Annotated in this window: 8 protein-coding genes; 1 reads left to right on the forward strand and 7 read right to left on the reverse strand. The window is 63.8% G+C overall.

Going from position 1 to position 12,933, the window contains the following annotated elements:
• Window positions 1-126: 126 nt before the first annotated feature.
• The 3 genes from M1D88_RS06340 to M1D88_RS06350 are packed head-to-tail and all read right to left on the reverse strand — an operon-like array spanning window position 127 to window position 5,418.
• Complete coding sequence (locus M1D88_RS06340) at window positions 127-1,743, reverse strand: FAD-dependent oxidoreductase (RefSeq protein WP_458113709.1); 1,617 nt, start codon at window positions 1,741-1,743, stop codon at window positions 127-129.
• A complete protein-coding gene (locus M1D88_RS06345) occupies window positions 1,740-3,941 on the reverse strand; it encodes a molybdopterin oxidoreductase family protein (protein ID WP_458113710.1) in 2,202 nt (733 codons plus the stop codon). Before M1D88_RS06345 ends, M1D88_RS06340 begins: the two co-directional genes overlap by 4 nt.
• 1 nt (window position 3,942) lies before the next feature.
• Window positions 3,943-5,418, reverse strand: coding sequence for an MFS transporter (locus M1D88_RS06350; RefSeq protein WP_458113711.1), 1,476 nt, complete (start codon window positions 5,416-5,418; stop codon window positions 3,943-3,945).
• Between the two features lie 289 nt (window positions 5,419-5,707).
• Here M1D88_RS06350 and M1D88_RS06355 point away from each other — a divergent pair, with 289 nt between their 5' ends.
• Window positions 5,708-7,120, forward strand: coding sequence for an MFS transporter (locus M1D88_RS06355; RefSeq protein ID WP_458113712.1), 1,413 nt, complete (start codon window positions 5,708-5,710; stop codon window positions 7,118-7,120).
• 155 nt (window positions 7,121-7,275) lie between these two features.
• On the opposite strand, the gene M1D88_RS06360 is transcribed toward M1D88_RS06355, so the two are convergent.
• From M1D88_RS06360 to M1D88_RS06375, 4 genes are all read right to left on the reverse strand, one after another.
• A complete protein-coding gene (locus tag M1D88_RS06360) occupies window positions 7,276-8,007 on the reverse strand; it encodes a glutamine amidotransferase (RefSeq protein WP_458113713.1) in 732 nt (243 codons plus the stop codon).
• A 33-nt stretch (window positions 8,008-8,040) separates the two neighbouring features.
• A complete protein-coding gene (locus tag M1D88_RS06365; protein WP_458113714.1) occupies window positions 8,041-9,807 on the reverse strand; it encodes an acetyl/propionyl/methylcrotonyl-CoA carboxylase subunit alpha in 1,767 nt (588 codons plus the stop codon).
• Between the two features lie 186 nt (window positions 9,808-9,993).
• On the reverse strand, window positions 9,994-11,118 hold the full coding sequence (locus M1D88_RS06370; RefSeq protein WP_458113715.1) for a flavin-containing monooxygenase: 1,125 nt from the start codon (window positions 11,116-11,118) through the stop codon (window positions 9,994-9,996).
• A gap of 128 nt (window positions 11,119-11,246) precedes the next feature.
• Complete coding sequence (locus M1D88_RS06375; protein WP_458113716.1) at window positions 11,247-12,908, reverse strand: LuxR C-terminal-related transcriptional regulator; 1,662 nt, start codon at window positions 12,906-12,908, stop codon at window positions 11,247-11,249.
• Window positions 12,909-12,933: the final 25 nt, after the last annotated feature.

Consider the following 12,933-nt stretch of genomic DNA (forward strand, 5'->3'; position numbering starts at 1 on the left):
ATCCCAGCCAGGGCCTCCAACTGGTTTTCACTTCCCAGGCCCGCCATGTTGCCGCCGACATCGATGAGAAGACTGACCGCGTCAGGCCTTCCCCGTATTGGCCCGTCCGGTTTTCAGGCTTTCACCTCAGGCGGCTGCTGCCGCCTGGAAGTGTTTTTCGATGATCTCCTTGATGTCCGAGTGGCAGCCACCGCAACCAGTTCCGGCGCGCGTAGAGCCAGACACCTCCGCCACCGTGGAGCAACCATGTTCCACAGCGTCCTGGATCTTGGTCCCGCTGACACCTGCGCAGCGGCAGACGGTACGTGCGGGGTCGTTGTTTGCTGCGGCAGCCAGGTGATCAGGACCATCGAGGCGCAACAGGAGGGACCGGTCGGCAGGGAGTTCGTCGCCGCGCTCGAACAGCTGTACCAGTTCGGCAGCCGTCCGTGGCATCCCCACCGAAACAAGACCCTCGAGAACGCCTCCACGCGTGGTCATCTTCACGTACCGGCCATGTTCAGGATCTGCCCATTGCGCAATTTGCCGCCGGGGGCGTCCAGTGACGGCACCGGACGTGAGTACTTCTTCATCCCAGGGCTCCGCTGAGTTATCCCCGGCCACGGCCATATTCAGTCCGCGGGCCTTCAGGATCACGACGCCTGGCTTCTCAGCAGGCAGTTCAGGCAATGCATTCGCCAAGAGGTGGGCACCGGTGTCCCTCAGGTCGGCGGAAACACCGTCGGGCAGGATGCCTTCCGCCGAATCTTCGGCCAGCAGTGTCAGGTACTCAGCGAGCCATTCCGCCTGCCGCCAGCCTGGTCCGATCAGGCCGGAGGGCCCACCGGCATTCCGGCACTCAACGCATGAAGAATCGGGGCATCGCACCTCGGCGCAGTCACCGATCGCGAAGATGTGCTGTTCGTGGTGGGCACGCAGCTTGTGGTCCACCAGGATGCCCACACCGGTCGACAGCCCGCAGCCTTCGGCCAGTTCAGTCCTGGGCCTGACGCCGCATGAGAGCACCAGCAGGTCACCGTCAATGGCCGAGCCGTCGTCCAGCAACAGTGCGGAGAAAGCACCGTCGGGACCGTTGTGTTCGATCCCCGTGGACCTGGCATTTGCGGCCATCCTCACGCCGCAGGAACGCAGGCCTGCGGCAAGGACAGCGCCGCCGCCCCGATCAATGTTGCGGCCCAAGGGGTGGGGCCCGTTGTGGACCACCGTCACGGTGGCGCCTTCCTCTGCAGCGGCCAAGGCTGTCTCAAGGCCCAGGACACCGCCGCCGAGCACCACAACACGCTTGCCTCCGGAAACAGCTTCCAGGAGCACATTGGCATCGCGAAGATCGCGGAGGGCCGTAACGCCTGTTGGTAGGACAGGAGCGGACGGATCAGGGTTAAGCCCTGTCAGGTTTGGGATGACAGGCCGGGAACCAGTGGCAAACACCAGCCGGTCGTAGCCCGGGGAGGTACCGTCGGTAAGGACCACCTGCTGCCTTGCGCGGTCCACGCGACGCACCCGCGTCCCCAGGCGGACATCGACACCCTCGGCAATAAGGCTGGCAGCATCAGCAAGAGCCAAAGCACTGGCGGTTGTCCGCCCGACGCCCAGATCGGCCACCATTACACGGTTGTACGCGGCGTCGTCCTCTTCGCCCACAACGGTAACGTGGGCGAGGCCGCTGCGGACTGCAGGTAACAATTCATCGATCAGCCGGGCAGCGACCGGGCCGAAACCAACTACAACAATGCGCTCGCTCATGAGGCCTCCGTCGTCTGAAGAACAGTGGTCTGAAGTACGTTTTTGGCCAGTTGGACCCATACCTTGTTGAACTTGAACTCCGGCATCCCCGAAATGGGGTCGGTGGCGGCTTCCGTCAGGCGGTTGGCGCTCTCGAGCTCCGGAAAATGGAAAGGCAGGAAGACCGTTTCGGGCCGGATTGCGGCGCTCAGCTCCGCCCTGCAGACGACTTCGCCGCGTTCGTTGGCGACCGAGACAAACGCACCGTCGGTGATGCCCATGGCGGCTGCAGCGGCGGGGTGGATCTGCATTTTTGCCTCCGGCTGGGAGGCCATGAGCTCCGAGACCCGCCGGGTCTGGGCGCCGGACTGGTAGTGCTCCAGCAACCGCCCGGTGATGAGGGTCATGGTCTTGGCGTCCGGGTCCGGATTTACGGCGGGGGTACGACGACGGCGGGGCGTCACCGGTGTCATGACCGCCTTGCCGTCGGCGTGGGCGAATGCTTCCAGGAACAATCGGGGTGTTCCGGTGCTGCCCGCCGGGTAGGGCCAGTAGGCAGCCTCGCCGCGGTCCAGCATGGCGTAATCGATGCCTGAGTAGTCGGCCAGTCCGCCTGCCGAGGCAAGGCGCAGCTCCTCGAACACAGTCTCCGGATCTTCGCTGTACGTGGACGGAGCGTCCAGTGCCTCAGCAAGCCGCGCCATGATCCAGAGCTCGCTGCGGGCCCCCTCCGGCGGCTGCAGGGCACGACGCCGGCGCAGGACGCGTCCTTCAAGGTTGGTCAGCGTGCCTTCCTCCTCGGCCCACTGCAGCACGGGCAGTACGAGGTCGGCTTCGGCTGCTGTCTCTGACATAAAGAAGTCGCACACCACCATGAAGTCGAGGCTGCGGATTCCTTCGATCACGGAACCCGCATCGGGGGATGCCACGGCGATATTGGAGGCGTGAACAATAAGGCACCGGACGCCGTCGGGCTTTCCCAGCGATTTCAGGAGCTGGACAGCGGGCAGGCCCGGACCCGGGATGAGGGATTCAGGGACACCCCAGACTCCGGCAACATGAGCGCGGGCGGCGGGGTCGGTGATCTTCCGGTAGCCGGGCAACTGATCGGCCTTCTGGCCATGTTCGCGGCCGCCCTGGCCATTGCCTTGACCGGTGAGCGTGCCATAGCCGCTGCGGGTGGAGCCGGGCAGACCCAGGAGCAGGCTCAGGTTGATGGCGGCCGTGGCAGTGTCCGTTCCGTCCACGTGTTGTTCCACGCCCCGCCCGGTGAGGATGTAGGAGCCGCCCTTCCGTGCGCCGTCGGCCAGCCGCCGTGCGGTCTCGCGGATGAGCTCGGCCGGCACGCCGGTAAGGGACTGAACGCGTTCGGGCCAGAAGGCATTGACGCTGCGGACCAGGGCGTCGTAGCCGCTGGTGCGTGCCTGGATGTAGTCGTTGTCCACGAGGCCCTCGTGAATCACCACGTGGGACAAGCCGAGCAGCAAGGTGAGATCGGTGCCCGGCAGGGGCTGCAGATGGAGCCCGCCGCCGTCGCTGGTAAAGGCAGCCGTGGCGGACCGGCGCGGATCCACCACAATGAACCCGCCGGCGTCGCGCGCGCCCTGAAGGTGCTGCACGAAGGGAGGCATGGTCTCGGCCACGTTGGAGCCGAGCATCAGTATGGTGCTTGCGCCGTCCAGGTCTTCCAGCGGAAACGGGAGTCCACGGTCAACGCCGAACGCGCGCATCCCGGCGGCAGCAGCGGAAGACATGCAGAACCGGCCGTTGTAATCGATCCGCGAGGTGCGCAAGGCCAGCCGGGCGAACTTGCCCAGCATGTAGGCCTTTTCGTTGGTGAGCCCTCCTCCGCCGAAAACTCCGACGGCGTCCGCACCGTAGCGGGCCTGGGTTTCCTTTACTGCGGAGGTGATGAGTTTCAGGGCCTCGTCCCAATCGATGGGGCGGTGGACGCCGTCGGAACCTTTGAGCAGCGGTTCCGTGACACGGCCCGGGTGGGTCAGCAGCGAAGCGGAGGTCCAGCCCTTGCGGCACAAGCCGCCGCGGTTGGTGGGGAAATCCCGACCACTCACTTCAAGGGGCGGGGCTTCAAGAACGGGTAGAGCCGTCACGGGGTCTGACCCCGGCTGTTTAGCCGGGGTCAGAGCCGCTGGGGACTTCAGCGTCATGGCGCACTGCAGGGCGCAGTAAGGGCAGTGCGTGTCGGCGCTTTTGGTCATGTTAGACGTGTCCCATCGCGTTCTGTTTGGCGGGGCGGATGTAGAAGGCCCAGCAGACCAGGAGCATTACAACGTACGCTCCGACGAATCCGTAGAACGCCGGGGTGTAGGAGCCGCTGGCGCTGTTGGAGGCGTTCAGGACCTGCGGGATAACAAAGCCACCGTAGGCGCCGATTGCGGAGACCAGCCCAAGCGAAGCGGAGGCCAGCTTGGCGGTGTGGACGCTGCTGGCACCGGCCTTGGCGGCCCGGCTGGAGGTGGCGAAGATGATCGGGATCATGCGGTACGTGGCGCCGTTACCGAAGCCGCTGGCCGTGAACAGCATCAGGAACAGCGCCAGGAACAGCCAGAAGTTCTTCAGCGGAAGCGTCCAGATCATAACGAGGGTGATGGCGGCCATGGCGCCAAAGGTGGTCACGGTCATCCGGGCGCCGCCCATGCGGTCCGCCATGCGTCCGCCGAAGGGGCGGGCCAGGGAACCAACCAGCGGACCCAGGAAGGCGAGCGACAGAGCGACAGTTCCGACTGCGATGGAGGAGAAATCGGGGAAGTAGTCCTTGATGAGCTTGGGGAAAACACCGGCGAAGCCGATGAACGAGCCGAACGTTCCGATATAGAGGAACGCCATGATCCACAGGTGCGGTTCCTTGAGCGCGGCTACCGATCCCGCGATGTCACCCTTGGCGCTGGTGAGGTTGTCCATGTACTTCCAGGCACCAAACGCGGCGAGCAGGATGAACGGAACCCACATCAGGCCTGCGACAGGCAAGTTCACCGTGCCGGCGGCCAGGAGCGTGATGGCGATGGGAACGGCAAGCTGTGCGACGGCGGCACCGAGGTTTCCGCCGGCCGCGTTCAGTCCCAGGGCCCAGCCCTTTTCACGTGCGGGGTAGAAGAAGGTGATGTTGGCCATTGAGCTCGCGAAGTTTCCGCCACCAAAACCGGCCAGCGCTGCGACGAGGAGCATCACACCGAAAGGGGTCTCCGGGTTGGAGACGCACATCGCAAGGCCAATGGAGGGAATCAGCAGGAGGAGGGCTGAGACGATGGTCCAGTTGCGGCCACCGAAGCGCGGGACCATAAAGGTGTAAGGGATGCGGAGCGTTGCGCCGACGAGGCTTGGCATGGAGATCAGCCAGAAGATTTCGGACGTCGTGAAGGTAAAGCCTGCCGCGGGGAGCTGGACCACTACGATGGACCAGAGCTGCCAGACGACAAAGCCGAGGAACTCAGCGAAGATGGACCAGTTCAGGTTCCGCTTGGCGATGGAACGGCCTTTGGACTCCCACTGCTCCTTGTTCTCGGCATCCCAGCCGGCGATCCAACGGCCGGAACGGAATTCAAGGGCTGCCGCGTCTGTGGTGCGGGCGGAACCGGGCTGCGCGTCGGGGGACGTGGCAACAGATCCGTGCCACGGCTCGGCTTCAGTTTCAGGCGGAGTGCCGGCGCCGGATTCGGCGGTTCGGTCAACAGTCACGGTGTACCTCCTAAGGGGGATGTTGTACTCCCACGTTAGGGATTGCTCGTTTCGTCAAGCGTCGCCGTTTGTTAACGTGCTGTGACATTTGCCTATCGGGGTGTTTGTGACGGCGTGAGAATTCTGTCCGGGGCCGGGGAACTGCTGCCGGCGCCTGAGACAAAAGGCACAGTTCCGCATCATGGACCTTTCGTCCTATGTCCGGATTCCGGGAACTAATATCTAGGAATACGTATTCCACAGCCGGACGGCCTCGCACCCGCCGGATAACACTGACGAAAGCAGCTTCATGTCTTCCCCATCCACATCAACCGAAGCCGGGTCTTCACTCCCGGTGAACTCGCGCGGGCGCGTGATCGTCGCCAGCCTGATTGGCACCACCGTCGAGTTCTACGACTTCTACGTCTACGCCACGGCCGCCGTACTGGTCTTCCCCAGGCTGTTCTTCCCGGGCCAGAATGAAACCACCCAGCTGCTGAGCTCCTTCGCAGTGTTTGGCGTCGCGTTTATCGCCCGTCCGCTGGGATCCATCGTCTTCGGCCACTTCGGGGACAAGTTCGGCCGCAAGGGCACCCTGGTGGCCTCCCTGCTGACCATGGGAATTGCCACGTTCCTGATAGGTTGCCTTCCCACGGCACTGGTCCCGGGCTGGGGCTTCTGGGCTCCTGCCCTCCTGGTGGTCATGCGCTTCGCCCAGGGCCTCGCGCTCGGCGGCGAATGGAGCGGCGCAGCCCTCTTGGCCACGGAGAACGCCCCCGCCAACAAGCGCGCGATCTACGGGACGTTCCCGCAGCTTGGCGCGCCCATCGGCTTCATTATTGCCAACGTGATCTTCCTTGTAGCCAGCTACATCCTTTCCCCGGCCGACTTCGAAGCCTGGGGCTGGCGCGTCCCGTTCCTGCTGAGCGCCGTTATGGTGATCATCGGCCTTTACGTCCGCCTGAAGCTCATCGAAACGCCGGCTTTCACAAAGGTGCTCGAATCAAATGAAGTGGCCAAGCTCCCGCTTGCCCGGGTCTTCAAGACGAGCTGGCGCCCGCTCATCCTGGGCACGTTCATCATGCTTGCCACGTACGTGCTCTTCTACCTGATGACCACGTTCACGCTGACCTACGGCACGCGCCCGGCCACCCTGGACGCCGCCAAAGCAGCTGCGGAGAAGGCCGGCAAACCCATGACCGAGGCAGCAGCCGCGGCATTCGTTCCCGGACTGGGATTCACCCGCAACGACTTCCTCTGGATGCTGATTGCCGGCGTCGTGTTCTTCGGTATCTTCACCCTGGTTTCCGGACCGCTGGCCGAGAAGTACGGCCGCCGTAAGATGCTGCTGGCCGTGACCGGTGGAATCTTTGTCTTCGGGCTGCTGTTCGTCCCGCTGTTCAGCGGCGGCTTCGTGGGCACCATGGCACTGCTGGTCATCGGCTTCTCCCTGATGGGGCTCACGTTCGGGCCGATGGGTGCGCTCCTGCCGGAGCTGTTCCCGACCAACGTCCGGTACACCGGCTCCGCCGTAAGCTACAACGTCTCCAGCATTCTTGGTGCGGCTGTGGCGCCGTTCATCGCCGTCGCCCTCTGGGAAGCTGCTGACGGCAGCCCTGTGCTCGTGGGAATCTATTTGACTGCCATGGCAGTCCTGACCCTGGTGGCGCTGTACCTGAGCAAGGAAACCCGGGACCTGGACTACGAGAACAACGTAGCCTGACGCTCCCGCCCAGTTACTAAAGGACTGCCCGGCGTGTTTGCTCAACACGCCGGGCATTCCTGTATCCGGGCAGAAGTAACCGGGCGGGAACGGCGACGTCGGGCGGCTGGTGGCAGCGGCGTCGTCGTCGGGCGGAAGTAACAGGCGGGGCTGTTTTACCGGCCGTACAGCTTCACGAAATTCCGGAGGATGGTCATTGGCTCGGTCACCGTGAACCGGCGGGCGTTCTCCATCAGTTCCTCGGCGGATTCCGGCGGGAAGTAGCCGGCATGGCGATAGATGTCGATGCGCGTGACCAGGCCGCCGACGTCGAGCTCCGGATGGAACTGCGTGGCGTACAGATTCTCCTTGATGCGGAACATCTGCACCGGGCAGGCGGGGGAGGTGGCCAGCAGGACAGCATGCGGGGGAAGCACAGTGCAGGCCTCCTTGTGCCCGGTGAACGCGGTGAAGGATTCCGGGAGCCCCTGCAGCAGAGGATCAACCAGGCCCTCCGGCGTCAGTGTGATGGTGGTCCCGCCCAGCCCCTCGCCATAGGTCCTGTCAATCACCGCACCCTCATGCAGGCCGAGCGTACCTACGCCGTAGCACGCGCCCAGGAAGGGGAAGTCCTCCTCCACCACGCGGTCCAACAGGCGTGCCAGTTCACCTTCCACACGGTGCTGGACCTGGCTTTTGTGCTCCGGGGAATCGCTGGACGTGAACGGGCTTCCGCCGACGATGATGCCCGAATAGTCAGAGAGGTCCAGAGCAGGCAGAGGTCCGGCTTCCATCCGGATCCGCTTCAGCTGTTCCGGATCCAGCCTTCCATACCGGAGGTACGCCTGGTACTCGTCCTCGGCGGCAGCGTCCTCGGCCCGGGAGGCCAACAGCAAAAATGGCTTCACAGGCTAAGTGTGCACGCCGCGCGGGGCGGCAGACTAGTCTTCGATCGTCGCGATTATCGCACCAGCTGAAACTGTCTCCCCTTGGATTGCCGCAAGTCCGGTGATGGTTCCGGAACGGTGGGCAGTGAGTGGCTGTTCCATCTTCATCGCTTCGAGCACGACGACGAGATCACCTTCGACGACGACGTCGCCTTCGCTGACGGCCACCTTGACGATGGTTCCCTGCATGGGGGAGCTGAGCGCGTTGCCGCTCGCCGCTGCAGCAGCGCCGCCGGAGCGGGAACGTTTCTTGGCCTTAGCGGGTTTTGTGCTTCCGGAGCCGCTGGCGACGCTGCCCAGGGATGCTGGCAGCACCACTTCCAGGCGCTTGCCGCCCACCTCGACGACAACCCGCTGCCGCTCTCCGGCCTCCTCGCCATCGGTGGACCCCCCGGCTCCGCCCCAAGCCGGAATGTTATTGACGAACCCTGTCTCGATCCACCGGGTGTGAACGCTGAAAGGGCCCTCTGCAGGAGCGAAAGCCGGGTCCGAAACCACTGCTAGGTCGAAGGGGATCACCGTGGGGATGCCCTCAACCACCATCTCTTCAAGTGCACGGCGGGAACGCTGGAGGGCCTGTTCCCGGCTGGCCCCCGTGACGATGAGTTTGGAAAGCATGGAGTCGAAGTTGCCGCTGATGACGTCGCCTTGTTCCACACCGGAGTCGATGCGGATACCGGGACCAGTGGGATTCTTCAGGGTAGTGATGGTGCCCGGCGCCGGCATGAAGTTCCGCCCCGGATCTTCTCCGGTAATGCGGAACTCGATGGAGTGCCCGCGGACCTCCGGGTCGTCATAGCCGAGCTTCTCGCCGCGGGCCAGACGGAACTGTTCGCGGACGAGGTCAATTCCAGTGACTTCCTCCGAAACACAGTGCTCCACCTGGAGGCGGGTATTTACTTCGAGGAAGGAGATGGTGCCATCCTGGCCCACCAGGAATTCGCAGGTTCCGGCTCCGAGATACCCGGCTTCCTTAAGGATGGCCTTGGAGGATTCGTAGAGCCGGTTGTTCTGCTCTTCCGTGAGGAACGGTGCAGGGGCTTCTTCCACAAGCTTCTGGTTGCGGCGCTGGAGCGAGCAATCCCGGGTTGATACCACCACCACATTGCCGTAGGCGTCTGCCAGGCATTGGGTTTCCACATGGCGGGGGGCGTCGAGGAAACGCTCAATGAAGCATTCTCCACGGCCAAAGGCGGCAGTGGCCTCACGGACAGCGGACTCAAACAGTTCGGGGATCTCTTCGCGGTTACGGGCCACCTTGATGCCGCGTCCACCACCGCCAAAGGCTGCTTTGATTGCTACCGGAAGTCCGAACTTGTCCACGAATTCGAGGATCTCCTCGGCGGACTCCACCGGATCAGCCGTTCCCGGGACCTGCGGCGCCCCCACTTTTTCGGCAATGTGACGGGCCTGGACCTTGTCGCCAAGGGCGGAGATTGCCTCGGGAGAGGGGCCGATCCAGGTGATTCCCGCTGCGATCACCTTTGCGGCGAACTGCGCGTTTTCGGCCAGAAAGCCGTAGCCGGGATGAATGGCGTCGGCACCGGAGCGCTGCGCTACCTCGATCAGCTTGTCCATCACGAGGTAGGACTCAGCCGCAGTGTTCCCGCCCAAGGCGTAGGCCTCGTCGGCGAGCCGGACGTGCAGCGCATCCCGGTCCGGGTCCGCATAGACGGCCACGGAGGTGATCCCTTCATCCCGCGCTGCGCGGATGATGCGCACTGCGATTTCGCCGCGGTTGGCGATAAGGACCTTGGTCATTGAGGCGGGAAGACTACGGGATGCGCTGTGGGACATGGTGGGGAAGGCTCCATTCTTTTCTCAGTGGAGCCTAGCGTGAATTTGAGGTTTCCCGCAGGAATCACGCGTTCGTCCGCAGGTATCAGCCGCAGAACTTGTAGGGTTGCTACAAATTGGCTGGTTTGTTGCTGGCCCACGTCTTTGTTGCTAGCCCACGTCCTGACGCTGTCCGGCAGCTGCTGCCTGACGGGTGGCAAGATGTTCCGCGAGATACTTCGCGTCCCGGCCCACGCCGGGCAGACTCGACGAGGCGGCGCAGTACAGGAATTCCAGACCCAGGAAGTAGAGGCCCGGTGAGGTCTCCGCTACACCCCGGCGCTGAACCGGGACCCCGTTGGCGTCAAGGGCACCAGGTACGTCCAACCAGCTGTAATCATGACGGTAGCCGGTGCACCAGATGACATTGGAGACTTCCAGTGCGTTGCCTTCAGCGGTCAACGGGACACCGTCCTGGATACCCGTGATCCGGGGAACGATCTCGACGCCGGCTGCGGCCAGGTCCCGCATACGTGTGCGGATCAGGGGAGCGGAATGCGTCAAGAAGCCGGGCGCCGCCTTGCGGCCAATGGGTGTATCCAGGTTCAGGATATGCAAGCCGGCGAACCGGACCAGGGGAAGGGCGAACCTTGCTGCATTCCGGCCATGCTTAAAGGGAAGTTCTGCTGAAGGGCTTCCGGACAGCAGCGTCGGGTGGCTCCGGACCACCTCGAAGGCTATCTCCGCCCCTGAGTTGCCTGCCCCCACCACGAGCACCGGTCCCTCCTGGAGTTGGCCGGGGCTGCGGTACTCGGTGGAGTGCATTTGCCGGATGGTGGGTGAGAGGTCCTGGGCGAAGGAGGGGAGCTTTGCGAGTTCTTCCGGCCCGGTGGCTACCACCACGTTGAGGGCGGACCACTGTCGGTCCCCGGCTGTGACGAGGTAGCCCTCTCCTGAGCGCTCCACTTTGTCCACGCGGGTATTGCTGAGCACCGGGAGATTGAAGCGCTGGGCATAGGACTCCAGAAAGTCAGCCTGCTCGTCTTTGGTGGGAAAGGCCAAACGGTCTCCGGGGAAACTCATCCCTACAAGCCCATCAAACTTTGCGGGGGTGAAGAGACGAAGGGAGTCCCACCGTTTCCGCCAGCCATCACCAACCCTTTCGCTGGCGTCGAGGATGACGAAATCCCCTTGTTGGCGGGCCAGGAGGTATCCGAGCGTGAGTCCTGCCTGGCCTCCGCCGATAATGACGGTGTCCTTGGTTTCGGGCTGACCGGAAAAATGATTGTTGTTCATGGCAATGCCTCCGAGCTGAGGATGTAAACGGTATGGAGGGGTAGTTCCATGGCTTCACGCTACGTTTCAGCTACATGGCGGCACATCGAGGAAAGTATGTGATGTGCCGGAATGGGGAATGGGTATTTTTATGTACTGCCGGGGAGGCGTCCGGCCAGCCCGTGGTTGTAGGCGTACGCCGTCGCCGCGCTGCGGGATGGCACATCCAGTTTGAGCAGGATGTTGCTGACGTGCCGGGCCACCGTCTTTTCACTGAGAAACAGTGCCGAGGCGATACTCCGGTTGCTCATGCCGGCAGAGACCAACCGCAGCACTTCGGCTTCACGAGGGCTGAGAGGCCAATTGTCTGCCACGGGAGCTGGAGAAACCGGGTTTCCGAGCTGGTCCAGGGAGCTCAATGCCGGCATCGCGCCGAGATCATTGAAAACTGTGCGTGCAGCCGCGAATTCCAGCTGGGCTGATTCGTCGTCGCCCAGTTCCTGAAGTGCCATGCCGAGCTGCAACTGACAGCGTGCTGCCTCATATGGCGCCTCCAGCTGGGACCAGTTGCCCCAGGCGCCGCGAAGGGCCTTCACGGCGCCGTGCGGGTCCCTGGAAGCCAACAACAGAATTCCTGTCGAATAACCGGCGAGCGCCATGACCCAGGGCATCCTGGTGGCTTCGGCGAGGGATTCAAGCTCCGCCGCTGCAGCGTGGGCGGCAACAAGATCTCCCGCGGCCACCTCGATTTCGACCATCGCAGGCAGGAGCATCCGGCGTGAGAAGGTCCCCGCCTCCTCGGCTGCCCGTCGGATGAGGGATTGGGCCGCTGCGGGTTTCCCCTGGGCGAGGCGGAGCAAGGCGAGCCCTGGCTGGGGATCGTGACCTGCCTGGTGCGCTTGCCGGTACGAATTCTCGGCTTCGGTAAATTCGCCCCTTAACCGCTGAATTTCAGCCTGCTGGTAGAAGCCGCCGTACATCGCGTTCCGGTCCCCGCGCCGGGACAACTCCTGAGCCGTGCGTGCCGTGGCGAGGGCGTCAGACCAGGCGCCCTGCAGGCAATAGATCTCGGCACGGTGCATCCGGCATTGGCCTTGGAAGGGCACCAGGTCCTTCTGCGAGGAACACCACCGGTCCAGGGCAAGGGTCCATTCCTGGGCGCGGCCGAGGTCAAACGCGAGGTGGCAGCTCTCTATAAGGGCGCAGTAGACGATTCCGGAAGGAAAGGGGCCGACTCCGCCTGACATGACTGATGCCAAGAGCTCATCCAGCAGCGCCATTCCTTCGTCGACCCGCTCGAGCCTGATCAGGGCCTGACCCTGCCCTAGCCTGGAGAGCGCCAGAACGTCGCGATCCTGGAAGCGCTCCGCGATTTGTTCAGCTCGGGCAAACATCTGCAGGGCACCTTCGAAGTCCCGGCCGTACATTTGTGCCAGGGCCTGTTGGACCAGGAGGAATCCCTCGACGGCGCAGGGCTCCGGGTGTTCCTCCACCAGCCGGCGGGCCCGGGCCAACCACCCACCGGCGGCGGCAGGCTTTCCTGCGTACCTGAACTGCATGGCCAGCCAGGCGGCGCAGCGCGCTGCGGCAGGAGCTTCGCCCACCAGAAGGTATTCCTCGTGCGCCTTCGCCAAGGAGTTGATGCCGTCGTCGAAACGGCCCAGCAGCAAGGCAGCGGTGGCCGAACGTTCCAGATCCTCGGCCGGCAATCCGCCTTCCTGGACCGCCAGGGCGAACTCGCTGGAGGCATCCAGCCACCGACGTTCTGCGAAGGCTGACCGGCCGCGGTCCAAAGCGGTGGAAACTGTCACTGTGACTTCTTCCGGCCGGAGCATC

It is taken from the genome of Arthrobacter sp. R1-13, from assembly GCF_054161475.1.